This is a genomic window from Actinomyces urogenitalis, from assembly GCF_002861525.1.
GTDB lineage: Bacteria > Actinomycetota > Actinomycetes > Actinomycetales > Actinomycetaceae > Actinomyces > Actinomyces urogenitalis.
In genome coordinates, this window is record NZ_PKHA01000005.1 from 110,637 (window position 1) to 135,881 (window position 25,245).

General features: G+C 67.6%; 17 protein-coding genes. 7 read left to right on the plus strand and 10 right to left on the minus strand.

All coding sequences use genetic code 11. The features are described 5' to 3' along the window. Window position 1: 1 nt before the first annotated feature. Together hpt and dacB are read right to left on the minus strand one after the other, a co-directional pair. Complete coding sequence (gene hpt / locus CYJ26_RS06265) at window positions 2–556, minus strand: hypoxanthine phosphoribosyltransferase (RefSeq protein WP_034236501.1); 555 nt, start codon at window positions 554–556, stop codon at window positions 2–4. An 88-nt stretch (window positions 557–644) separates the two neighbouring features. Further along, complete coding sequence (gene dacB, locus CYJ26_RS06270) at window positions 645–2,042, minus strand: D-alanyl-D-alanine carboxypeptidase/D-alanyl-D-alanine endopeptidase (protein ID WP_101638144.1); 1,398 nt, start codon at window positions 2,040–2,042, stop codon at window positions 645–647. A gap of 176 nt (window positions 2,043–2,218) precedes the next feature. On the opposite strand from dacB, the gene CYJ26_RS06275 reads away from it, so the two are divergent. Then, entirely contained in the window at window positions 2,219–2,719 is a 501-nt protein-coding gene (locus CYJ26_RS06275) for an inorganic diphosphatase (protein ID WP_006548262.1), read from the plus strand. Between the two features lie 96 nt (window positions 2,720–2,815). On the opposite strand, the gene CYJ26_RS06280 is transcribed toward CYJ26_RS06275, so the two are convergent. Further along, complete coding sequence (locus tag CYJ26_RS06280; protein WP_101638159.1) at window positions 2,816–4,132, minus strand: C40 family peptidase; 1,317 nt, start codon at window positions 4,130–4,132, stop codon at window positions 2,816–2,818. A 550-nt stretch (window positions 4,133–4,682) separates the two neighbouring features. On the opposite strand from CYJ26_RS06280, the gene metX reads away from it, so the two are divergent. Beyond that, entirely contained in the window at window positions 4,683–5,894 is a 1,212-nt protein-coding gene (gene metX, locus CYJ26_RS06285; RefSeq protein ID WP_024035479.1) for a homoserine O-acetyltransferase MetX, read from the plus strand. 33 nt (window positions 5,895–5,927) lie between these two features. Here the strand turns inward: metX and CYJ26_RS11040 are convergent, their stop codons facing one another. Then, on the minus strand, window positions 5,928–7,097 hold the full coding sequence (locus tag CYJ26_RS11040) for a restriction system modified-DNA reader domain-containing protein (protein ID WP_101638145.1): 1,170 nt from the start codon (window positions 7,095–7,097) through the stop codon (window positions 5,928–5,930). Window positions 7,098–7,311: 214 nt separating this feature from the next. Continuing rightward, window positions 7,312–10,029: a pyruvate, phosphate dikinase gene (gene ppdK / locus CYJ26_RS06295; RefSeq protein WP_034236444.1), complete on the minus strand. Its 2,718-nt coding sequence runs from the start codon at window positions 10,027–10,029 to the stop codon at window positions 7,312–7,314. A 329-nt stretch (window positions 10,030–10,358) separates the two neighbouring features. Here ppdK and CYJ26_RS06300 point away from each other — a divergent pair, with 329 nt between their 5' ends. The 5 genes from CYJ26_RS06300 (at window position 10,359) to CYJ26_RS06320 (ending at window position 16,314) form a co-directional block, all read left to right on the plus strand. Further along, window positions 10,359–11,402 (plus strand): LacI family DNA-binding transcriptional regulator, encoded by a 1,044-nt coding sequence (locus tag CYJ26_RS06300; protein ID WP_024034399.1) that lies wholly within the window; start codon window positions 10,359–10,361, stop codon window positions 11,400–11,402. Window positions 11,403–11,565: 163 nt separating this feature from the next. Then, on the plus strand, window positions 11,566–12,810 hold the full coding sequence (locus CYJ26_RS06305) for an ABC transporter substrate-binding protein (RefSeq protein WP_024034400.1): 1,245 nt from the start codon (window positions 11,566–11,568) through the stop codon (window positions 12,808–12,810). 90 nt (window positions 12,811–12,900) lie between these two features. Then, entirely contained in the window at window positions 12,901–13,800 is a 900-nt protein-coding gene (locus tag CYJ26_RS06310; protein WP_034236442.1) for a carbohydrate ABC transporter permease, read from the plus strand. A 2-nt stretch (window positions 13,801–13,802) separates the two neighbouring features. Continuing rightward, complete coding sequence (locus CYJ26_RS06315; RefSeq protein ID WP_024036812.1) at window positions 13,803–14,618, plus strand: carbohydrate ABC transporter permease; 816 nt, start codon at window positions 13,803–13,805, stop codon at window positions 14,616–14,618. A gap of 37 nt (window positions 14,619–14,655) precedes the next feature. Further along, entirely contained in the window at window positions 14,656–16,314 is a 1,659-nt protein-coding gene (locus tag CYJ26_RS06320) for a DUF4091 domain-containing protein (RefSeq protein ID WP_081944961.1), read from the plus strand. Between the two features lie 151 nt (window positions 16,315–16,465). On the opposite strand, the gene CYJ26_RS06325 is transcribed toward CYJ26_RS06320, so the two are convergent. The 5 genes from CYJ26_RS06325 to CYJ26_RS06345 all read right to left on the minus strand — a co-directional run bounded on the left by CYJ26_RS06325 (window position 16,466) and on the right by CYJ26_RS06345 (window position 25,195). After that, window positions 16,466–18,334, minus strand: a complete 1,869-nt coding sequence (locus CYJ26_RS06325) for an MFS transporter (RefSeq protein WP_101638146.1) — start codon at window positions 18,332–18,334, stop codon at window positions 16,466–16,468. Further along, window positions 18,331–20,178, minus strand: coding sequence for an MFS transporter (locus CYJ26_RS06330; RefSeq protein ID WP_006548255.1), 1,848 nt, complete (start codon window positions 20,176–20,178; stop codon window positions 18,331–18,333). Before CYJ26_RS06330 ends, CYJ26_RS06325 begins: the two co-directional genes overlap by 4 nt. Window positions 20,179–20,632: 454 nt before the next feature. After that, entirely contained in the window at window positions 20,633–23,215 is a 2,583-nt protein-coding gene (locus tag CYJ26_RS06335; RefSeq protein ID WP_006548254.1) for an ATP-dependent Clp protease ATP-binding subunit, read from the minus strand. A gap of 253 nt (window positions 23,216–23,468) precedes the next feature. Beyond that, a complete protein-coding gene (locus tag CYJ26_RS06340; RefSeq protein WP_006548253.1) occupies window positions 23,469–24,137 on the minus strand; it encodes a response regulator in 669 nt (222 codons plus the stop codon). Then, on the minus strand, window positions 24,134–25,195 hold the full coding sequence (locus tag CYJ26_RS06345; RefSeq protein WP_145990771.1) for a sensor histidine kinase: 1,062 nt from the start codon (window positions 25,193–25,195) through the stop codon (window positions 24,134–24,136). The genes CYJ26_RS06340 and CYJ26_RS06345 overlap by 4 nt, the downstream gene beginning before the upstream one ends. Window positions 25,196–25,245: the final 50 nt, after the last annotated feature.

Below are 25,245 nucleotides of genomic sequence, written 5' to 3' on the forward strand. Positions count from 1 at the left end.
TTCAGCCCCCGTAGACCTCAGGGCGCAGGGTCCCGATGAAGGGCAGGTTGCGGTAGCGCTCGGCGTAGTCCAGGCCGTAGCCGACGACGAACTCCGTGGGGATGTCAAAGCCGACGTACTTGACGTCCACCTCCACCTTGGCCGCCTCCGGCTTGCGCAGGAGCGTGGCGATCTCGACGCTGGCGGCCCCGCGGCTGGAGAGGTTGCCCACGAGCCAGGACAGGGTGAGGCCGGAGTCGATGATGTCCTCGACGATGAGCACGTGGCGGCCGGTCAGGTCCGCGTCCAGGTCCTTCAGGATGCGCACCACGCCGGAGGACTTGGTCCCCGAGCCGTAGGAGGACACGGCCATCCAGTCCATGGGGGCGCTGCGGTGCAGACGGCGCGAGAGGTCCGCCATGACGTAGACGGCTCCCTTGAGCACACCCACCAGCAGGATGTCCTTGCCCTCGTAGTCCGCGTCGATCTGGGCGGCCATCTCATCGAGCCGCTGGGCGATCTCCTCCTGCGAGATAAGAACCTGTGCCAGGTCGCTACCCATGTCAGTGGCGTCCACGTTCACCCTCCGTGCGGCTGGAGACGATACATAAATAAAACCGCAGGACGAGTCTGGCACGACGCGGCCGCGGGCGCGAGCGCGATGATCAGCCCCGGCAGCCGCAGTCAGCCATCGGCGTGACCAGGTCCTGGTCCAGGGCCACCCGGGCCGAGTACAGGCCGCCGGCCTCGAAACCGTCGACGATGACGGAGAAGGCCAGCAGCCGGCCCTCGCGAGTGACCACCGTTCCGCTCAGGGACGCGGTCTGGTCCAGGGAGCCGGTCTTGGCGCGTACCGTGCCGGTGGCCGCCCCCTCCGTGAAGCGGTCGTGCAGCGTGCCGTCCAGCCCGGCCACCGGCAGGGCGGTGATGAGCGAGCGGCCGACGGTCCCGCCGTCATCCCCCGCGGCCCGGGCCAGGATCTGGGCAAGCAGACGGGCTGGCACCCTGTCTGCCCGGGCCAGGCCGGAGCAGTCGAGCATCGTGACGTCGGAGACGTCGAAGCCGTCGGCCTTGAGCCGCTCCAGCACGGCCTGCGCCGCACCGGCAAAGCTCGCCTCGTGGCCGGTGGCCGCGGCCAGGACCCGCCCCTCGACCTCCGTCATCGTGTTGTCCGAGGCCTTGAGCGAGACAGCCAGGATCTCCGACAAGGGGGCGGAGTCCACCGAGGCGATGACGCTGGTGCCCTCAGCGACGTGGGAGCGGGTGATGTCCCCCTCGATACTGATGCCGGCTGCCGTCAGCGCCGTGGCGAAGGCCTGGGCGGCTTCCATGGCCGGGTCCTGGGGGTAGGCGGTTGTGCCGCCGTAGGAGGTGACGTCAATCATGAGCGGCTGGATCGGGGCGACCCAGGCCTCGTTGCCGGCCTCCCAGTCCGGGGAGAAGGTGGCCCCGGTGAAGAGGGTGTCATCCAGCGCGAGCTTGACGCTGGTCACTGCCTGGTCGGCCAGCTTGGCGGCGACGTCGCGAGCCAGGTCCCCCAGGCCCGCGTGACCGACGACGGCGTCCGGGTCACCGGCGTCGGCAGCCAGGAGCACGTCCCCGCCGCCCACGAGCGTCAGGGTGCCGTCCTGGAAGGTGGCCGAGGTGGTCATGCGGTGGTCCGCGCCGAGCGTGGACAGGCTCGCCCAGGCCGTGAGCAGCTTGTTGGAGGAGGCCGGGGTCAGCGCCGTGGAGGCGTTGTGATCCACGAGGGTCTGACCGGTGGCGACGTCGATGATCGCCACTGCGGTGCTCGCGGTGCCGACCAGCTCGTCAGTGGCCAGGGTCTGGGCGTAGCCGGCCAGGACCTCAGCCTGTGGCACCGGGGCGGAGGCGGACAGCCCGGCTACTGCCTGGACCGACGGCGTGGCCGTGGTCGTGCTCGGGAAGGGCTGGAGCTCGTTGGTGGCCGGAGCGACCGTCAGCGGGCCGGGCAGGACGTCGAGGGCGTCAGCCAGCCCGTAGTAGCCCCCGGCAACGAGAAGCGTCGCTGCTGTCAGGGCTCCGATCATGGCCTTACGCACTGGTCCTCCGCGTCATGAGACAGGTCTGGGTTTGCCACCGCGGCCAGGTCATGTGACAGGATCCCAGCCTCAGGCGGCGTCGTGAGCCACACTAGTGCCATTGAAGCCGCCCGTCCCGGAGCGGCCCGCTCGCCGCTCCTCATCGGCAAGCACCGGACAACAGCTGGGAGGCACTCGTGGAGTTCGACGTCACGATCGAGATCCCCAAGGGAAACCGCAACAAGTACGAGGTAGACCACGAAACCGGCCGCATCAAGCTGGACCGCATGCTCTTCACCTCCACCCGTTACCCCGACGACTACGGTTTCATCGACAACACCCTGGGTGAGGACGGCGACCCCCTGGACGCACTGGTGCTCCTGGAGGAGCCCACCTTCCCCGGCTGCCTCATCCGCTGCCGCGCCCTGGGGATGTTCCGTATGCGCGACGAGAAGGGCGGGGATGACAAGGTCCTGTGCGTGCCCAGCGCGGACCAGCGCGCCTCCTGGCGTACGGATATCGAGGACGTCAGCGAGTTCCACCGCCTGGAGATCCAGCACTTCTTCGAGGTCTACAAGGACCTGGAGCCGGGCAAGAGCGTTGAGGGCGCCCACTGGGTGGGCCGCGAGGAGGCCGAGGCGGAGATCCGCCGCTCCTACGAGCGTGAGGCCGAGCGCGTCGCCCGCGAGGGGCACTGATCCCGGCACCGGACATCAGGACGTCAAGGGGGCGGGCTCGCTATCGCGAGCCCGCCCCCTTGACGTGAGGCTTGGCGTCAGGCGAGGCGGTCAGCCTCAGGGACGCACGGCGTAGGGCATGATCTTGGAGTAGCGCACCGAGGTGATACGCACCACCATGTTGAAGTTCGGGGCCTCGATCATCTGACCGTCACCCACGTACATCGCCACGTGGTAGATCCCCGGCTGCGTGCCGTTCTTGGACCAGAAGATGAGGTCTCCGGGCTGCATCTGGGACAGCGGGACCTTGGTGCCCTGGCCGTACTGCACGCGCGAGGAGTGGTAGAGGCTCACACCCACCTGGCGATAGGAGAGCATGACCAGTCCGGAGCAGTCGACTCCGTTGTAGGACTCGCCGCCCCACACGTAAGGCACGCCGAGGAAGGTCTTGGCCGCGGCCACCGCCGAGGCGCCGCGCCCAGAGGAGGCCGCCGGCGCGCTGGGCGCAGGAGCCTGGGGCTGGGCAGCGGCCTGCTGCTGCGCCGCCGCCTGAGCAGCAGCCTGTTGAGCGGCAGCCTGGGCCGCCGCCTGAGCCTGGGCCGCCGCCTGAGCCTGGGCCTGAGCCGCCGCCTGGGCTGCGGCCTGCTGAGCGGCAGCCTCCTGGGCAGCCTTCTCCGCGGCCGCCTTGGCAGCGGCCTCCTCAGCAGCCTTGCGCTGGGCGTCGAGCTGCTCCTGGTACTGGGTCTCCAGCTCCACCGTCGTGTTGCGCTGGGCGGCAAGCTGGGTGATCAGGCCCTGACGCTTGGTCTGGGCGGAGGAGACCGCGCTGGCGGCGGCGCTGGCCGCGGAGTCAGCCGAGGCCTTGGCGCTGGCGGCCGTGTCCGCAGCAGCCTGCTTCTCACTCTGCTTCTGGTCGGCGATGCCCTGCATCGTCTCGGCCACGGCCTGGAGGGCCTCAACGGACTGGACCTGGGCGTCCGCCTTCTCACCGGCACGCGTCAGCGCGACGTCGGCGTCAGCGAGGTCGGCCAGGGACTCGCTCGTGAGATAGGGCTGGAGGGCACTGAGCGCGTCCCCACCCTCCTGGTAGGTCTGGACGACTGCGGCACCCAGCTCGCTGCGAGCCGAGGCTGTCTTGGCCGCTGCGTCATCGGCGCTCTTCTGAGCCTCGTCCGCCTCGGCGGTAGCGGTGTCCAGGTCAGCCTTGGCCTCGAGATAGTCCTCGTTCGCAGCCTGGGCGTTGACCGCGGCGACGTCGGAGTCGGCGCTGAGCTGGGACAGCTGGGTCTCCAGGTCGGCGATCGAGGCCGAGGTCGAGGCCTCGGCGGACTTGGAGCGGTTGATGTCATCCTGGGAGACAGGATCAGCCAGGGCGCCGGGAACAAGCAGGGAGGCTGCCACCGCCAGGCCCGCCGTCGTGGCCGAGGCACGCATGAGGTGACCGCGCAGGCCTGCGCTCTGGCGGGAGCGCAGCCGGGAGCTAGGGATACGACTCACAAGTCCTCCGTCGTCATGCGGCGCGCCTGCTTGACGAGCGCACCGAGGTCTTCGAACACACTAGTCACTCCACGCACTTTTTGACACATAAACAACATGATTCACAGGCGCCCCACGCGCCCCTCCTGCACGACCACTGACCGTCGCTCGCAGAATGACGCCATAACCCTCGATTTGTGAGTTATCACACGACATCGATGTCATTTCCGTTCTCCGGGCCGAGTTGCCTCGTCGCGGGCCCTGCGCGCTATGGTCCTTCCATGCTCATCCCCGCGAGCCGAATGCGCCGTCGAATGCCCCGCTGACGCGTGCGCCGCCGTAGCCAGCCACCAGGGCCCCTCCCGCCCTGCCTGTCACGGCTCCCAGAGCCTGCGGCCCTCGCGCGCGTCGCCGGAGAACCCGGCTCCCGCTACCAGACGAGGAGACCGACGGCGCCCCTGCCTCGCATGCTGCGCCGTCGCCACCGCCACGGCTCCAAGGACCAGCGATGACTGAGCACACTCTGCCTCCCACCCACCCCTCGCAGGCAGCCCGTTCCCCCTGGCCAGGCGTAGGCTCCGCCTCCGCCAAGCTGGTCGAGCGTCGCGCAGGATCCCCCACCGGCGCCTGGCGCCCTGGCGACGACCCCGGCCACCGGCACTTCGTGGAGATCGGGGACCTCCCCTTGGAGTGCGGCGAGGTCCTGCCTGGCACCGTGCTGGCATTCGAGACCTGGGGCAGGCTGAGCCCCGAGCGTGACAACGCCGTCCTCGTCCTGCACGCCCTGACCGGAGACTCCCACGTCACCGGCGAGGCCGGTCCCGGTCACCCGAGCCCAGGATGGTGGTCCGAGCTCGTCGGTCCCGGGCGCGCGATCGACACCGAGCGCTACTTCGTCGTCGCCGCCAACATCCTGGGTGGGTGCCAAGGCTCGACCGGCCCCTCGTCCACCGCGCCGGACGGACGCCCCTGGGGCTCGCGCTTCCCGTGGCTGACCACGCGCGACCAGGTCGCCGCCGAGACGCGCCTGGCCGACGCCCTGGACATCGAGTCCTTCCATCTGGTGCTGGGAGCCTCCCTCGGAGGGCACCGCGCCATCGAGTGGGCGGCGAGCCACCCCGAGCGCGTCCGCAACCTCGCGCTGGTGGCAACCGGGGCCTCAACCACGGCGGACCAGCTCGCCTGGTGTCACCTGCAGGAGCTGGCGATCGTCGCCGATCCCTACTTCTTCGACGGCGACTACTACTCCCACCCCGTCGGACCGGTCCAGGGACTGGGACTGGCCAGGGCCATCGCCCACACCACCTACCGCAGCGCCGCCGAGCTCGACGCGCGCTTCGGACGCGCTCACCAGGGGCAGGAGGACCCGGCGGTGGGCGGGCGCTACCAGATCGAGTCCTACCTCGACTACCACGCAGGCAAGCTGCTGGCACGCTTTGACGCCAACACCTACCTCATCGTCACCCACTCGATGATGGTCCACGACGTCGGCATCGGCCGCGGTGGGACCCAGGAGGCGCTGGGGCGGATCACCGCGCGCACGCTCGTGGTCGACGTCGACTCCGACCGTCTGTTCCTCGCCGCCCAGGCCGAGCAGCTGGCGCGATGTATCCCCGGGGCCCACCGCGAGACGATCACCTCCCTGCACGGCCACGACGGATTCCTCATCGAGGCCGAGCAGATGGACCGGGTGCTGCGCGGGTTTCTGGCCGAGGCCTGATCCCGCGCCGCGCAGGCAGCCAGCCGCGGTGACTCAGTCCTGCGGCGAGCCGGCGGCCAGCAGGCTGCCCAGGCTCGGTCCACCCTGGCCCACTCGCCACACCCGCCAGCCGTCGACGTCCTGAGTGTGCTGCACCGTGTTGGCCGCCAGGCTGGGATCAGTGAAGACTCGGCCGTCCGCCAGCCGGATCCGCCCCTCGGCCTCCAGGACGGCCTCGTGGTTGATGCCGCGACGCAGACTGCGCCACACCAGCGGCGCCGGCGTGGTGACGACGGAGGCTACCGCAGCCAGGGCGTGGGCGGAGGCCTGACCGGCAGCCACCGTGGGCTGCGCGCCCAGCACCGGGGCGCTAGAGCGGTGAGTGACGCCGGCGCCTGGGCCTGCGTGCTCCCCCGGCTCCTGCGGGCTCGGCGCTGAGGGCGCCGTCGGCCCCGAGGGGGTCGTGGGCGCTGAGGCCAGGAGAGCGGCACGCCTCGGGTCTGCCACCGGGCCCGCATCCGGCTGCGCCGCGTGCGCCAAGGGCTGCACCGGCACGATGCGCGTCGAGTCCTCACCGCTTTCCGCCAGCACCTGGCCTGCCGGCGTCGGTGTCGAAGCCGCAGGCAGCCGGCGCCGCGGCGCCCGGGCCACCAGCAACGGGCCGCCACCGGTCACGCCGTCGCTGCGCACGCGCTCAATCCCCACCAGCAGCCGCGTGCCCGAGGCCTCCTCCAGCTCCCGCACGTCGATGAGGGACATCTCCACGCCCGATCCACGCAGCAGGCTGGCGCTGGCGTGTACCTCCGGCGAGACCGCGCAGGTCAGCAGGACCAGGCTCGGCCCCGCCTCGAGGTGAACCGGCAGGGCCTCACGGAACTCGTTCCAGTCCTGGGAGAAGGCGGCCGCTCCACCGGGGTACCTCGCGGCCAGATCGGCGCGTGCGGTACCACCGGCCTGATGCTGCCGGGCCAGCGCGGCGAACAGTCCGGCCGGTCCCAGCTCCCGCAGAACCTCGACCGTCACCACCTGACCGGTGGGGTCCAGCGCCGTGAGCGCGTGCCCGTGGTCGATCGGCGTCCACTCCAGGGGCAGCAGCGGGAGCCCCAGGACGTCGATGAGCTGGCGGCGCACGGCCGCCAGGGCCGCGACGTGGGCCTCCTCGTCCGCCTGGTGGCCGATGCTCGTGGCCTCAAGCCGACCCTGCGTGAGCTGAAGGAACGTCATCGCGGTCCTCACCTTTCCTCATCCCCTGCGTGGCTGGCCCACCCGAGGCAACACTCGCCCGTCGGACACCGCCTCGGCGCCCGTCATCCTCTCACGCTCACCTGGGTGCTCCTGCGCCCCTGCCTGAGCCAGGCTCGCCCGGTCCCCGCCGCCCGCAGCAGCGGGGCGCCGGGGACCGGGCGAGCTCGTCAGCAGGTCAGTGCAGGACCGGCGTTCAGTCCTCCTGGGAGGAGGGGTAGAAGATCGCCGCGCGCCCAGCCTCCAGCCGCGCCACCGGCACGCGGAAGGGCGAGCAGGAGACGTAGGTCAGGCCCACCCGGTGGAAGAAGTCAATGGACTCCGGGTCGCCACCGTGCTCACCGCACACACCCATCTTCAGGTTCGGCTTCGTGGCGCGGCCGTGCTCCACGCCCAGGCGCACCATGCGGCCCACACCGCGCTCGTCCACCGTCTCGAAGGGAGAGACCCCGAAGACGCCGTAGTCGAGGTACTCCTTGAAGAAGACTCCCTCAACATCGTCACGCGAGAAGCCCCACGTGGTCTGGGTCAGGTCATTGGTACCGAAGGAGAAGAAGTCCGCCTCCTCGGCGATCGTGTCCGCGCTCACCGCGGCACGCGGCAGCTCGATCATGCAGCCGATCGGGAAGTCCAGCTTGTAGCCGGACTCGCCCGAGACCTCACGCAGGACGGCCTCAGCGCGCTCGCGAGCGATCTGGAGCTCACGCACCGAGCCCACCAGCGGGATCATGATCTCCGGGTGCGGGTCCCCGCCAGCCTTGAGACGCTCGACGGCGGCCTCGGCGATCGCCCGCACCTGCAGCTCGATCAATCCCGGCATGGTCAGCAGCAGGCGCACACCACGCAGGCCCAGCATCGGGTTGGCCTCATGGCTGCGACGCACGACGGCGAGCAGCTCCTCGTCAGCCGGGTCCAGGGTGCCGCGCTCGCGGTCCAGGGCCACCTTGACGCTGAGCTCGGTGAGGTCGGGGAGGAACTCGTGCAGCGGCGGGTCGATGAGGCGCACCGTCATCGGCTTGCCGTTCATCGTCTCGAACATCTGGATGAAGTCGCCCTTCTGCAGCGGCAGGAGGGCGACCAGGGCGTTGTTCCGTTCCTCCTCGGTGGAGGCCAGGATGAGGTTCTGGACGAACTGCTTGCGCTCACCGAGGAACATGTGCTCGGTGCGGCACAGGCCCACGCCCTCGGCACCGCGGTGGATGGCGTGACGGGCGTCGTCGGGGGTGTCCGCGTTGGCACGCACCTGCAGGCGGCGCACCTTGTCCGCGTGGCGCATGAGGCGGTCCACGCTGGTGACCAGCTCGCGGGTGTCAACGTTGCCAGCAGCGTCCAGCGCCTCCTCCAGGCCACGACGCAGATAGGTCATGACCGGGGAGTCGGAGACGGGGACTTCGCCGAGGAAGACCTCACCGGTCTGGCCGTCGATGGCGATAACGTCCTCGGAGGTCAGCACCAGGTCGTCGCGCCCTGCCACGCGCACGGTACGGGCAGCGGCGTCGACCTCCAATTGGTCCGCACCGCACACACAGGTCTTGCCCATGCCACGGGCGACGACGGCGGCGTGGGAGGTCTTGCCACCGCGCGCGGTGAGCACACCGGCGGCCACGACCATGCCAGGAAGGTCATCCGGGTTGGTCTCACGACGCACGAGGATGACGGACTCACCGGCTTCGGTGCGGGCGATGGCCTCGGCGTTGTCGAAGGCAATGTGCCCGACGGCGGCGCCCGGCGAGGCGGGCATGGCGCGGGTGAGGACCTCGTTGTCCCCGGTGTGCTCGAACTGGGGGAACATGAGCTGGGTGAGCTGGTCACCGGTGACGCGGGTCAGGGCCTCATCCATGGTGATGAGCTTCTCGTCGACCAGCTGGGTGGCCACGCGGAAGGCAGCCGCCGCGGTGCGCTTGCCCACGCGGGTCTGCAGGAGCCACAGCTTGCCGCGCTCGATGGTGAACTCGATGTCACACAGGTCGCGGTAGTGGGTCTCCAGGCGGCGCATGGCGCTGCGCAGCTCGTCGTAGCTCGTGCGGTCCAGGGTCTTCAGGTCCGCCAGGGACAGGGTATTGCGGATACCGGCCACGACGTCCTCACCCTGGGCGTTGACCAGGTAGTCACCGTAGACGCCGGAACGGCCGGTGGAGGGGTCACGGGTGAAGCACACGCCCGTGCCGGAAGTCTCGCCCATGTTGCCGAAGACCATGGTGCACACGTTGACGGCGGTGCCCAGGTCGTGCGGGATCTTCTCGCGGCGACGGTAGATGTGGGCCCGCTCGGTGTTCCAGGAGCGGAAGACCGCCTCGGTGGCCATGTCCAGCTGAGCGCGCGGGTCCTGGGGGAACTCGATGCCGGCGTACTCCAGCACCACGGACTTGTACTCCGCCACCAGCTCCTTGAGGGCCTCGACGTCAAGCTCGTAGTCCAGCGTGACCCCACGCTCGGCCTTCTTGGCGTCCAGGCGCTCGGAGAAGTGATCGCCGTCGATATCCAGCACGGTCTTACCGAACATCTGGATGAGGCGGCGGTAGGAGTCCCAGGCGAAGCGCGCGTCCGAGGAGGCCTCGGCCAGGCCGAGGACGGACTCGTCGTTCAGGCCGATGTTGAGGACGGTCTCCATCATGCCGGGCATGGAGAACTTCGCGCCCGAGCGCACGGAGACGAGCAGCGGGTCCTCGGGGGCGCCGAGCTGGCGGCCCAGCTCCTCCTCCATCTCACGCAGAGCGGTGGTCACCTGGACGGCCAGCTCATCAGGGACGGCGCCGTCAGCGAGGTAGGCGCGGCAGGCGTCAGTGGTGATGGTGAAACCCGGGGGAACGGGCAGACCCAGACGGGTCATCTCGGCGAGGTTGGCTCCCTTGCCGCCCAAGAGGTCCTTCTGGTCCTTGTCGCCCTCACTAAAGCGGTACACGTACTTGGGCATCGTCGCCTCTCTCAGCTCTCATGCAGTCACGGCCAGCCGTGATCACTCATAGGACTCAGCGGCGCGACTGTGCGCCACCACACAGGCACTCTAGTGTGACCGAGGTCCTATATTCAAACGAGCCGTTTGTCAGGTCATTCCCGGCCGCAGATGGCGAGAGCCGCCGTCTGCAGCCGCCCTGCCGCGCGATCGCGCGCTCGAGATCGCATCTCCCTGCGCTCGAGGTCGTCAGGTGGACGCCGCGGACGCCACCCGCAGCACGTGCACATGGCGGCCTCGGTGTCGAACTCACGACACGACCGGATTTCCAGGCCGCCGACTCCGTCGACATGGACCCGCATACTCTGAACCATGCCGAAGTCGTTGCGATCACGCCCGCATTGCTCCACGATGTCGGAATGGGCAATCCCTCCACACGCCCCAGACAGCACCGACCATCGATCAAGACCGTCGCCGCACTCGCCGGCGTGTCCTGGTCGACGGTCTCCAACGTCATCAACAACCATCCGAACGTTCGGCCGCAGACGCGGGCAAAGGTGGAGGAAGCCATCGAGGCACTGGGTTATCAACCCAATCCGGCAGGACGTAATCTCCGGCGAGGAACCACCGGCACCGCACACCTTCTCGTCGCTCCACTGACTCACCGACTCAATGCGGAGATCGCCGAGGCAGTGATCACCCAATGCAGGCTTCGCGGGCAGACGACCATCATCGAGACAGCTGCAGACGACCCCGAACAGGTGCAGCGCGTGATGGAGCACAGCCATTCGTCCCGCAGGGACGGGACGATCACGATCGGCACACAGCCGGCATCCCTTCCGAGCGCGGTCGCGACAATTGCGCCTCTCGTCGTCATCACGGCAGAGGACCGCGGGCATGAGAGCATTGCCGTGACCACTGACCTCCACCGGGAGATCTCGAGCATCGTCGACGAGCTCACCGCGCAGGGCGCACACGACATCGCACTCGCAGCAGGACGCACACATACGGCCCCATTCCTGGACCTATTCGTTCAGATCCTCCAAGACCATGGAGCAACACCTGGCGCAGGTGCCGCGCTGCTGGCACATTCAGCTGACTATCGAGGCGGACTCGATCTAGCCCGGCGCCTGCCGAACCCCCGCCCTGACGCCGTGGTCTGTGTGGACGCTTCACTCGCCAGCGGCCTGCAGTCCGGTCTCCGCAGCCTCGGAATCGATCGCGATCCGATTATTGCCACGTTACGAAGCCCGGCGATCCAGCTCTCGGAGCACCCGGACATCATTGCAACGCACCCCGACGTCGATTCTCTCGCGACCGCCGTCGTCGATACCCTCACCGGGAGTGCCCCCGCCTCGCAGATCGTCACTATTCCTTACGCATTGCACAAGTAGCGCCGCCCGCGCGCAGGCACACGATCGACCTCCAGAGCGCGGGATCCGCACCACCGAGCTCCGATTAGTGATGCTTGACACGGAGATCACGAACTCCTACGGTGTTTGGAAACGTTGCAAAACCCTCGACTCGTTGCCCGCTTCGCACTCAAAGGAGAGACCCATGAAGCGCAGGGACTTCAACACCCTCGTCCTCACCAGCCTCGCCGCAGCCGGCCTCACGGCCTGCGGAAACTCCAGCTCATCGGACTCCAAGACGATCGAGATGTGGATGCCACCGAACTCGGCCACCGACGTCTCCGACAAAGAGGGCTGGGACAAGATCCTGGACGCCTTCGAGAAGGAGCACTCCGTCACGGTCAACGTCACGATCGTGCCGTGGGACAGCTACGAGGAGAAATACCTCACCGGCATCTCCTCAGGCCAGGGCCCCGACGTCGGCTACATGTATCTGGAGATGATCGGTGACTACATCGCGCGCGATCAGCTCATTCCCTTCGACGAGTACCTCACCGACTCCGAACGCGAGAACTTCCTCTACCTCGACAAGGGCAATTTCTCCGGCAAGCAGTACGCCATGCCGCTCGTCGTCGGTGCTGCGCGCGTGCTCTTCTACAACAAGACGATTCTGGACGAAGCCGGCGTCACCGAACCGCCCACGACGTGGGACGAGTTCCGCGCGGCATGCGAGAAGGTCAAGGCCATCGGCACGGCCGCATATGTCGCGCCATGGGGCGCCCCTCACCGCGGGGCGATGGACGAGATCTACTTCCCGTTCCTCTGGCAGAACGGCGGGGAGCTCTTCTCCGAGGACGGCACCGCCACCGCCTTCAACACTCCCGAGGCGGTGGAGGCTGTCACCTACATCCGCGACCTCCTCAACGACGGCCTTATGCCCGACTCCACAACGGGAATGACGGCGGAGCAGGCTGAGGACATGTTCCGCCAGGGCAAGGCGGCCTTCTGCATGATGAGCACGTCGAGGTACGAGAACTTGACCAATGACGGCGCCAACGAGGTCGGATTCGTACCGGCGCTCACGAAGACTCAGGCGAAGACCTTCGTCGCAGCAGACTCGATGGTCATGCTCAAGGGAGCCAAGGATGCCGCACTCTGCGCGGAGCTGGTGAAGTTCATCGAGGCAGGCCCCCAGATGGCCGAGTTCCACACCTGGGCACCATTCCCGCCGATCGCTCACGACGAGACATACACCGGCGATGAGAGGTTCCAGGACCTCTACACCAACCAGACCGACATCTTCCAATCGTTGCCCGCCGTGAAGAACTCGACCGCGGCCTACAACGAGCTCTACAAGAACCTCCAGTTGGTCATGCTCGGCCAGAAGACGCCCGAAGATGGCCTGCGGGACGCCGCCGAGGCCGGAGATGCGGCTCTGGCTGCCAGCTGATAGCGAGTGCGGCGAGCGCTCCGCGCGTCGTGCGTGGACGCGCTCGCCGCCTCCATTCCACACACTCACACCCTCGATCGAGGACCACCCATGCCATCACCTCGCGCGTCGACCCGCTCACAATCGAGACACCGCGCCGACTTCTCCGGAGCGCTCTACATCCTGCCGAGCTTCGCCATCCTCATGGTCATCATGATCATCCCCATCGCGATGTCGGCCTACTTCTCCTTCACGCAGTACTCAGTGCTCGACAGCCCCCAATTCAGCGGGCTGGACAATTACTCCCGCCTGATCTCAGATGCTTCATTCAAGCGCTCCGTACTCGTCACGGCGGTCTACACCGCTATAGCGGTCCCGTTGCAGACAATCCTCTCGCTGTGGATCGCGAACTCCGTCGCACGCACGTTCCCCGGCATATTCGGTCGCCTCGTCCGATCAACCCTTTTCATCCCCGTGATGAGCTCCATGGTGCTCGTCGGTGCCGTATGGCGCGTATTCCTCGGCGGAGAGGACGGCCTCCTCAATCAGCTCCTCGGAGTATTCGGGATCGACAACATCTCCTGGCTCGGACAGCCGAAACTCGCCCTGGTCATGGTGGCACTGGTGACGGTGTGGAAGAACGTCGGCTACTTCCTGGTCATCTATTACGCCGGAATCATGGAGATCCCTCGAGAGCTGTACGAAGCGGCTTCATTGGACGGCGCGAGCTCCGCCCAGCAGTTCCGCCACATCACAATTCCCGGACTCCGCCCGGTCACGCTGCTGGTCGTCATCCTGGGAACGATCTGGTCCTTTCAGGTCTTCGACCTGGTCTATTCACTTACCGGAGGCGGTCCAGGCGGTGCAACGTCAACTCTGGTGATGGTCATCTACCAGGCCGGATTCAAGAACTACCAGTTCGGCTACGCCTCCGCTATGGCCATGATCCTGTTCCTCATCGTCCTGGCGATCTCGATCATCCAGCGCCGCGTCCTTGAGAAGGAGGACTGACCATGTCCGCGATGAACAGGGTCTGGAAGGCGATCACGGCGATCATCCTGCTGGCATTCGTCGTCACCGCGCTCCTTCCTTTCATTCTCATGGTGATCAACGCGCTTCAGCCCGCCGACCGGTTGTCATGGAGCCTCAACCCGTCAGATGTGAGCTTCCACAATTTCTCGGTGCTATTCAGCACGTACGGATTCGGTCGCGCTCTTGCGACCAGCACTGTGATCGTCTGCCTGTCATGCGTGATCAACGCCATCGTGTGTTCCATGGCCGCATTCGCATTCGCGAAGAAGCCCTTTCCCGGGTCCGGAGCACTCTTCTGGATCTATCTGGCGACGATGATGGTTCCGGGACAGATCACGCTGATCCCTCTATTCATCATCATGCGGGACCTCGGATTGCTGAACACGCATATCTCGTTGTCACTTCCCGTCATCAACGCATTCGGCGTCTTCCTCATCTACCAGTTCATCAAAGGGGTCCCCAACGACCTCATGGAGGCCGCCCGGATTGACGGAGCAAGTGATCGCCGTATCTTCACGTCGATCATCATTCCGCTCATTCGTCCGGTGCTCGTCGCTCTCACCGTCTTCACCTTCCTCACCGTGTGGAACGACTTCCTCTGGCCGTTGGTCTCGATCTCGGATCAGCAGATGACGACCGTCACTCTCGCCGTATCGAACCTGCAAGGGGCCTTCGCCAAGCGCTATGGCCTCGTGATGGCCGGAGCGACGATCTCGTTCCTCATACCACTCGGCGTTTACCTTCTCCTCCAACGTCAGTTCGTTGAAGGTGTCGCCGCCACAGGTCTTAAGGGCTAAGCGCCCCTCAATCGCATCTTCACAAGGAGCATCCACCGTGTCCCCGGCACCTTCCGCCACCTCTTGGAACTTCATGGTCTGCGATTCCCTCGAGAAGGTGTTCATCGACGCGCCTCCTCGACCGATGAACGCCGCAATCGGCTTCTCCGTGTTCCTCGGCGAATCCGCCGACTTCCAGCTCGCCTTCAACGTCCCTGACGATGCCGGCCCCGCCGACGTCGAGGTCTGCGTTGACGAGGCCTCCTCGAACGCGTGCGTCTTGCGCGAGGTCGTCGCGGTCCCCTGTCAGGCGGTATCCCAGAAGTTCGACGCCCACTATCTCAAGACCGACACCGGTCGTTACCCCGATCTTCTGCGTCCGCTTGAGCACGGACGAGTGAAGGCGGCGAGCCCGGGTTGGCATTCCGTATGGGTCGAGATGCGCACGAACGCGATCTCGGAGGCCGGGCCCCGTCCCGTCACGGTGACTGCGAGCGTCGGCGGCGAGGTCGCATTCGAGCAGACCGTGCTCATCAATGTCTTGCCGCGGCATCTGCCCGATCTGCCGATCGAGCACACCCAGTGGTTCCATCTCGATGCTCTCGCCGATTACTACGATGTGCCGGTCTTCTCGGAGGAGCACTGGCGCATCATCGAGAGGTTCATGGCCTCCGCGGAGCGCCTGGGCGTCAACACGATGCTCACACCCGTGTGGACACCGCCGCTCGACACCGCTGTCGGCTCCTACCGCACACCGGTGCAGCTGGTTGATATCACGAAGACCGACGGACGCTGGAGCTTCGAATTCTCACGCCTGCGGCGGTGGATCGAGTTGTGCCGCTCCCACGGAATCGTCACGCTCGAGATCGCGCATCTGTTCAGCCAGTGGGGTGCAACGGCGACTCCCGCGATCTACGCCACGGTCGATGGCCAGATGCGGCGCATCTTCGGTTGGGACGTGCCCGCGGATGACCCTCGATACCAGGACTTCCTCAGTGCTCTGATCCCCTGCCTGGTCGAGATGCTGTCCGAGGAGTGGAACCTGACCCGCGTCTGCTTCCACATTTCCGACGAACCCCACGGGGATGAGCAGCGCGCCAGTTACCGTAAGGCGCGAGCAATCGTCGCGCCTCTGCTCCGCGGACTGCGGGTGGTCGACGCATTGTCCGACATCGAGTTCTACACCGAAGGCCTCGTGCGCACCCCAGTCGTCGCTAACAACGCAATCTCACCGTTCCTGAAGGCCAGCGCCGATCCTCTCTGGACCTATTACTGCGTCGCTCAGCAACAGGAGGTGTCGAATCGATTCATCACGTTGCCTTCGGTGCGCAATCGGATTCTGGCACCCCAGATCTTCAAGGAGAACGTTCGCGGCTTCCTGCATTGGGGCTTCAACTTCTACTACTCCGAGCTCTCCGCGTCTCTCATCGACCCGTTCCACGACACGACCGCCGGCGGCGCCTTCCCAGGAGGAGACTCCTTCATCGTCTACCCCGGCGACGGCGGTATTCCACTTGAGTCGATCCGGTACCGCGTGCTCGCCAATGCGATGAATGATCTCAAGGCGATGGCTCTGCTGGAGAGCCTCCGCGGTCGCGCCGCCGTCCTGCAGCTCATCGACCCGGACGGCTCGCTCACCTTCGACCATTTCAACTACGACGCCGACGAGTATCGACGAATGCGCGAAAGGATCAACGCGGCCATCACTTCGGACTAGTAGGCGAGGTCGAGAGTTCCGAGTCGAGGCCACCAGATCATCCGCAGATATCTGGTGGCCTCGACTCAGAACTGTCGACCTCAACGCCGTGCGACCAACAGCCGCCCTTCGGGGCGCCGTGGCCGGTTCGCGCCGGTCCCGGACGGCGGCCTCAGGCCTCCGCGAGGTCCTCGCCCGCCGCGGCCGACTCCTCCACCGGCTTCGGCTCATCAGCCTCAGCCCCGGCGTCGGCGTCCGCTTCGGCCTGCGCCTCGGCCTCTTTGGCCTGGACGACGGCGGCCCGGGCTGCGGCGGTCGCCACCACCGCGCGCTTGACGGCCTCACGCGCCTCCGCCTCAGCGGCCAATGCCACCTCGACCTCGGCCTGCGCCTCGGCAACCGTGGGCTGCTGGTCGACGAGGTGCACCGGCGCCTGGGCGAAGAGCTCGGCGACATCCAGGTCGGGGTTCTCCTCCTGGGTCTCCACGAGCTCGGCCACCTCCTCCTCGGTGGCGACGGCCGGCATCGAGCCGGGCAGCGGACGGCGCGCCGTCTCGGGCAGGGCGAAGAGCGCGGCGAAGGCGGCCAGCGACGTCGCCATGATCCAGAAGGCCGGCGCCAGGGCCGAACCCGTGGCGGTCACCAGGGCCTCCATGATGAAGGCTGCGGTACCGCCGAACACGGCGACCGCGAAGTTGTACGAGATGCCCATGCCGCCGTAGCGCGAGGAGGTCGGGAAGATCGCGGGCAGCGAGGCGGCCAGGTTGCCGACGTACGCGGCCACCGGGTAGGCCAGCAGGAGCAGACCCAGCAGCGTGGACCACATCTGGCCGTGCTCCATGAGCATGAACGCGGGCACCACGAGCACGACGGCGCTCACGGCGGCCGAGAAGAGCACCGGCTTGCGGCCAACGTGGTCGGACCAGTAGCCGATCACGGGCACGAGGAAGGCGACGAGCACGAGCACCGGCAGCGTGAGCAGCGGCCCGTGGACCTCGTCGTAGCCGAGCGTCGTCGTCAAATAGGTGGGCATGTAGGAGGTCAGCGCGTAGCCGACCGTGTTGGCGCCGGCGACCAGCACGATCGCGGTGGCGAGCTCGCGCCAGTAAGTGCGCACCATGTCGCGCAGGCCGAGCGGCCCCTCGGGCTTCATGATGTCGCTCTCGACGGCGGCCAGGTCGGCGGGCTCCTCCTCGTCGTCCTCCGCCTGCGCGCCGCGGAAGGCCGGCGTGTCCTCGATGCGCGAGCGCAGGTACAGCGCGATCGCGCCCATCGGCAGGGCGAGCATGAACGGGATGCGCCATCCCCAGGTGGCCATGACGTCGTCGGGCAGCGTGAGCATGAGGACGGTGACCAGGCCCGCACCCAGTGCGTTACCCATGTAGGAGCCCCAGTCCAGCAGCGAGGCGTAGAAACCACGCTTCTTGTCAGGGGCGTACTCAGTGACGAAGGTCGTGGCACCGGCGTACTCACCACCGGTGGAGAAGCCCTGGACCAGCTTCAAGGCGATGAGCAGGATCGGCGCCCAGACGCCCAGCACCGAGGCCGGAGGCAGCACACCGATACCAAAGGTCGCCACGGCCATCATCATCAGGGTGAAGGCCAGGACCTCCTTGCGCCCCAGGCGGTCACCGAGCTGTCCGAGGATGACGCCGCCCAGCGGACGGGCGATGAAGGTCACGGCGAAGACACCGAGCGAGAAGAGGTTCTGGGTGGTGTCTGAGGCCGCGGGCAGGAAGGCCTGGCCCACGAGGACAGCGACGTAGGCGTAGACGCCGACGTCGTACCACTCCATGATGTTGCCGACCACCGAGCCGAGGATGGCCTTGCGCAGCGCCGACTCCTCAACCACCGTCACGTCGTCGGCACGCAGACGGCGGCGACGACGCATGAAGGCGAGCCTGCGCTGCTCGCGCCGAATCCTCTCCGCCTTGCGCTCGGCGCGAGCCGCGGCACGCTCGGCCTTCTCCGCCTGACGCTCAGCGCGCCTGGCCGCCTCCCGCTCGCGCCTGCGCGCGGTCTCCTGCTCCGTCGGGCTCACGCCTCGTCCTCCGCGTCGTCCCGTTCCTCGCCCTGCTCACGCTCGCGCTGCTCAGCGGCGACGACCGCCTCGCGAGCAGCCTGCGTCGCCCGCTGGGCCCGGGCGAGCTCCTCACGGACCTCCTGCTCGGCAGCCAGAGCCACCTCGACCTCGGCACGAGCCTCCTCCGCCGTGGGCTCCTGGTCCAGCAGGTGGACCGGGGCCTGGGCGAACATCTCAGCCACGTCCAGGTCGGGGTTGTCCTCCTGGGTCTCGACCAGCTCGATAGCCTCCTCCTCGCTTGCCACCGAGGGCATCGAGCCCGGCAGCGGCTGGCGGGCGGACTCCGGCATCTGGGTAACGGCGATGAATCCTGCCACCGAGGTGGCGATCACCCAGAAGGCGGGAGCCAGCGCGCTGCCGGTCGCGGTCACGAGGGCCTCCATGATGAAGCCGGCCGTACCACCGAAGATCGCCACGGCCGCGTTGTAGGCGATCCCCATGGCGCCGTAGCGCGAGGAGGTGGGGAACAGCGCCGGCAGGGACGAGGCCTGGTTACCCACGTACAGGGCCACCGGCAGGGCCAGCATGGCCAGGCCCAGTAGCGTGGACCAGATCGCTCCGTGCGCCATGAGCATGAAGGCCGGGACAGCCAGGACCACCGCGGTGCCGGCCCCGGTGAACAGGATCGCGCGGCGGCCCACGCGGTCGGAGATCCAACCGGCCACCGGCACGCAGAAGGCGAGCAGCACCAGCACCGGCAGGGTGAGGAGGTTGCCGTGGACGGCGTCATAGTGCAGCGTCGTCGTCAGGTAGGTCGGCATGTAAGAGGTCAGCGCGTAGGCCACCGTGTTGGCCGCTGCCACGAGCACGAAGGCGGTCGCAAGCTCACGGCGGTAGGTCACGATCAGCGCCTTGAGGCCCTTGGGGCCCTCGTCGGTAGCCTGGATCGCGGCCTCGATGTCACCCACGGAACCAGAGCGCGGGGAGGCACCCTCGTCCTCCTGCGAGTCCTCGCCCTGCTCGCTCTGCGCCTCGACGAAGGCCGGGGTGTCCTCGATATGCGTCCGGAAGTACAGGGCGATCAGACCCAGCGGCAAAGCGGCCATGAAGGGGAAGCGCCAGCCCCAGGACTGCATGAAGTCCTCGCTGAGCGTCAGCTGCAGCACCGAGACCACGGCCGCACCGGCCGCGAAGCCCATGTAGGAGCCCCAGTCCAGCAGCGAGGCGTAGAAACCACGCTTCTTGTCAGGGGCGTACTCGGTGATGAAGGTCGTGGCGCCGGCGTACTCACCACCGGTGGAGAAGCCCTGGACCAGCTTCAAGGCGATGAGCAGGATCGGGGCAATGACACCGGCAGCCGCGTAGGTCGGCAGTACGCCGATGAGGAAGGTGGCTGCCGCCATCATGAGCAGGGTGTACGCCAGGACCTCTTTGCGCCCCAGGCGGTCACCGAGCTGTCCGAGGATGACGCCACCCAGCGGGCGGGCGATGAAGGTCACTGCGAAGACGCCGAGCGAGAAGAGGTTCTGGATGTGACCGTCGACGTCGGGGAGGAAGACCTTTCCCAGGATCACGGCGACGTAGCCGTAGACACCGACGTCGTACCACTCCATGAGGTTGCCGACGACCGAGCCCAGGACGGCCTTCTTCAGTGCCGACTCCTCGACGACCGTGACGTCATCGACCCGTAGCCGCCGACGCTGGCGCAGCTGGCGCAGGCGACGGCGCTCGGCACGAATCGCTGCCTTACGCTCGGCAGCCTCGCTCTTGTGCTGGTTCCTGGCGGCCTTCTTCTCAGCCTTGTTTCGTGCCCGGTCGGCACGGGTGCCCGTCGTGACGGACGAAGGTGTGGTCTTGTCCACGCTGCTTCCGATCCTGACGCGACCCCTCGGGTCAGGGCCGCTGCGAGTCGGCGCCGCAGCTAGCGGCACCTCGGAGGGTCCAGCACCTCAACCAACGAACCGCCGCAGCCAAGCCATGAGGCTCGGCCGACTCGGGACCGTGGGGAGTGGGGCCGCCTGACAGCACGGCCGGGCACAACCGGAACGGGTGCCACCGAGCCGCGACTTATCAGACAAAACTCCGAATCGCCGTTAATCATAACATTTTCATCATGGCTCTGGTCGCTCAGGTGGGGCAGTTCACGCCTGTGTGGGCTCGCCGACGCCGTCGCCCACCCTCGGCCCGACCAGCCCGACGCCGTCGCCCACCCCTGGTCACAGCCCCACCAGGACGCCCACATTGCGACGGACCGGGTGGCCTGGCACCTGCGTGCCAGACCACCCGGTCCGTATGTCACCAGCCAGCGCGTGCCGGTCAGGCGCTGTGAGCCTCTGTTGTGGCCTCAGCCTCGGAGACCACCGAGCCCTCGACGCTGCCAACGGTCCGCTCAGCCTCCTGCTCGGCGGCGATCTCGGCACTCAGCGGGTCGGAGCCGATCTTGGGGTCCCAGGGCTCACCGCGGAAGGTGAACTCACCCAGGATGCCCTCGCCCTGCGCGTCAACGATGACCTTCTGGCCCCGCTCGATCTCACCAAAGAGGATCTTCTCGCTCAGGGCGTCCTCAATGTCGCGCTGGATGGCGCGACGCAGCGGACGGGCACCAAGCACCGGGTCGAAGCCACGCTCGGCCAGCAGCTCCTTGGCGGCGTCGGTCAGCTCGATCGTCATCTCCTGCTCCACCAGGCGCTTGTCCAGGCGGGCAATCATGAGGTCGACGATCTGACGGACCTCAGCCTTGGTCAACTGCGGGAAGACGATGAGGTCGTCCACACGGTTCAAGAACTCCGGGCGGAACTGAGACTTGAGCTCACGGTTGACGTGCGCCTTCATCTCCTCGTACTCCATGGTCCCACCCTCGGTGGACTGGAAGCCGGTGGCCACGGCCTTGCCGATGTCCTTCGAGCCGAGGTTGGTGGTCATGATGATGACCGTGTTCTTGAAGTCGACCACGCGGCCCTGGGCGTCGGTGAGGTGACCGTCCTCCAGGATCTGCAGCAGCGAGTTGAAGATGTCCGGGTGGGCCTTCTCGACCTCGTCGAACAGGACCACGCTGAAGGGACGACGCCGCACCTTCTCGGTGAGCTGACCGCCCTCGTCGTAGCCGACGTAGCCCGGAGGAGCACCGAAGAGGCGCGAGACCGTGTGCTTCTCAGCGAACTCGGACATGTCGAGCTGGATGAGGGCGTCCTCGTCGTCAAAGAGGAACTCCGCCAGCGCCTTGGCCAGCTCGGTCTTACCCACACCGGTCGGGCCGGCGAAGATGAAGGAGCCGCCAGGACGTTTGGGGTCCTTGAGCCCGGCGCGGGTACGCCGGATCGACTTGGACAGGGCCTCGATGGCCTTGTCCTGGCCGATGATGCGCTTGTGGAGCTCGGCCTCCATGCCCAGCAGCTTGGCGGACTCAGCCTCGGTGAGCTTGACCACCGGGATACCCGTGGACATGGCCAGCACCTCGGCGACCAGCTCCTCGTTGACCTCGGCAACCTGCTCGACCTCGCCGGACTTCCAGGCGGCCTCCTTGGTCTCGCGCTCCTCAGCCAGGCGGCGCTCATCATCACGTAGGGCGGCGGCGCGCTCGAAGTCCTGGTCGTCGATCGCGGCTTCCTTCTCGCGCTTGACCTCGGCGATCTTGTCATCGATGGCGCGCAGCTCCGGCGGAGCAGTCATGCGGCGGATGCGCAGGCGCGCGCCCGCCTCGTCAATGAGGTCGATGGCCTTGTCCGGCAGGAAGCGGTCGTTGATGTAACGGTCGGCGAGCTTGGCAGCGGCCTCAATGGCGTCGTCGGTGATGACCACGCGGTGGAAGGCCTCGTAGCGGTCACGCAGGCCGTTGAGGATCCCGATGGTCTCCTCGATGGAGGGCTGGTCCACCGTGACCGGCTGGAAACGGCGCTCGAGCGCGGCGTCCTTCTCGATCTTGCGGTACTCCTCCAAGGTGGTGGCACCAATGGTCTGGAGCTCGCCACGAGCCAGCATGGGCTTGAGGATGGAGGCGGCGTCCACCGCACCCTCGGCGGCACCGGCGCCCACGAGGGTGTGGATCTCGTCGATGAACAGAATGATGTCCCCGCGGGTCCGTACCTCCTTGAGGACCTTCTTCAGCCGCTCCTCGAAGTCACCGCGGTAGCGCGAGCCAGCCACGAGGGAGCCCATGTCCAGGGAGTAGAGCTGCTTGTCGCGCAGGGTCTCGGGCACGTCACCGTGGACGATCGCCTGGCTCAGGCCCTCCACGACGGCGGTCTTACCCACGCCGGGCTCACCGATGAGGACCGGGTTGTTCTTGGTGCGCCGGGAGAGGATCTGCATGACCCTCTCCATCTCCTTGTGGCGCCCGATCACCGGGTCCAGCTTGCCCTCGCGGGCAGCGGCGGTGAGGTTGCGCCCGAACTGGTCAAGGATGGCGGAGCCAGAGGGGGTGCCCTTGTCCGAGGGGCCGCCGGCGGTGACCGCCTCCTTGCCCTCGTAGCCGGAGAGCATCTGCATGACGGTCTGGCGCACCGTGGACAGGTCCGCCCCGAGCTTGGTCAGCACCTGGGCGGCCACGCCCTCACCCTCACGCAGGAGGCCGAGGAGGATGTGCTCGGTGCCGATGTAGTTGTGGCCCAGCTGCAGGGCCTCTCGCAGCGAGAGCTCCAGAACCTTCTTCGCGCGCGGAGTGAAGGGGATGTGCCCGCTGGGGGCGGCCTGGCCCTCGCCGATGATCTCGACGACCTGGCCGCGCACCGCGTCCAGGGAGATGTCCATCGACTCCAACGCCTTGGCGGCCACTCCCTCTCCCTCGTGGATGAGGCCGAGAAGGAGGTGCTCAGTGCCGATGTAGTTGTGGTTGAGCGCCCGAGCCTCGTCCTGGGCCAGGACGACGACGCGGCGGGCGCGGTCGGTAAAGCGTTCGAACATCGCTGGTTCTTCTCCTCGGCACGTGCAAGTCGGTCTGTCGCGCCCGGCTGCCCTCCTGCGCGGCGGTCGCCCGAGATCGGGAGGCCGACACGATGGGAGGCCTGGCGCTGGCACGTGCTGGTAAGGCTAACCGCGCGAGTCCCCCGCTCATGCCACTGTTCGCAGTGGGCGTGAGCAAGGTTGAGCCGCATCGACTCAACACTGGCGACCACCGCAGGATTCCGCCGACGACGCGAGGCGAGCTCCGTCGTCGTCAATCCAGCTCGATCAGCCCTTGGCGCAGCGCCTCCATGACCGCGCCCGTGCGCGAGTCGACGCCGAGCTTGTTGTTGACCCGCAGCAGGTGCGTCTTGACCGTCGCCTCACTGATGAGCAGCTCCCGCGCGATCTGCGCATTCGACATCCCCCGCGCCACCGCGGCGAGCACCTCCCGTTCCCGCGGGGACAGTGCCGGCGCGGTGTCCGACGGCGCAGCCGCGCTTCTCCTGGTCGCGGCGAGTATGCGGGTGGTCACCGCCGGGCTCATGGCGCTGTAGCCGCGCACCGCGGAGCGCACGGCGCCCGCGATGTCCTCGCGGGGCGAGTCCTTGACGAGGTAGCCGGTCGCACCGGCCTCGACCGCCCGGAGGATGTCGGAGTCGGTGTCGTAGGTCGTGAGCACGACGACCTTGGGCGCATCGGCCTCCGCCGTGATCAGCCGTGTGGCCTCCACGCCGTCCATGACCGGCATCCGCAGATCCATGAGGACGACGTCGGGCCGCCAGCGCTGCGCCATCACGACCGCCTCCTGGCCGTCGCCCGCCTCCGCGACGACCTCGAGGTCGGGCTCGCGCGAGAGCATGCCGATGATTCCCGAGCGCACCACGGGGTGGTCGTCGACCACGAGGAGGCGCACCGTCGTCCGAGCCGCAGAGTCCGTCACAGCGGGATCCTCGCTTCCACCACGGTGCCGGTGCGTCCGCCGTCGTCCGGGGCGTGAAGCGGATCGATGGTGAGGCTGCCGCCCACGGCCTCCACCCGCGAGCGCATGCCGGACTGGCCCACGCCCTCGGGGCGCCCGCCGATGCCGACGCCGTCGTCGCTCACGCGCACGACGAGTTCGACGCCGCCGGGCGTCGCTTCCTGCTCGACGAGCACGCGGGCCGTGCGGGCGCGGGCGTGGCGCGCCACGTTCGATAACGATTCCTGGACCGTGCGCAGGACGACCACTTGGATCGCTTGCGTCAGGTGGGGCGGCAGGCGCAGCGTCATCTCCGTGCTGCAGCCGTGCGCCTCCTGCGCGGCACCGAGGCGCTGAAGCGCCGCCTCGAGCCCGTGCGAGCGCAGGCGGCTGGGACCGCTGCCCTCCACGAGCGCGCGAGCCTCGGCGAGGTTCTCGCGCGCGACCTGCTCGAGTTCATCGAGGCGGCGCAGGACCGGCTGCGGGGCCCGCGGGCCGAGCTCGGCGCGCGCCGCCTCGGACAGGGTGATGACACTGACGAAGCCCTGCGCCAGCGTGTCGTGGACGTCGCGGGACCAGCGCTCGCGCTCCGCCTGGCGGCCGGCCTCGCGCTCGACGGCGGCCAGCCCCTCCTGCGCCTGCGCCAAGCGGTCGAGGGCGTCGTTCTTCGCCGCCAGGGCCGCCGTCGCCGCTTCGCGCGCCTGGGACTCGCGCCAGATCCACAGGCCCATGAACATCGAGTAGCCCGAGGTGATCACGGCGATGACCACCGCATCCCACGGCTCGGGCCAGGTGAGCAGCGCGACCACGATGACGGCAGCGGCGAAGCTCAGAGTCGCGATCATGCCGCCGCGCATGGAGTCGTGCACCACCCACAGCAGCGGGCACACGAGGAAGAAGCCGAACTGGGCCATCGGGGTCCAGGCCAGGAGGACGAGCTCGGCGATCACCAGGACGAGCACCCCGAGCTTCGCCGCCCATACCCACGACCGCTCTGCACGTCGAGGCGCGGGCTGCCAGAGGGGAAGGGATGTGCTCACCGTCATATTCTCACCCGCCTCGCCGCTCAGTTCGGCCACCCGCACGCTGA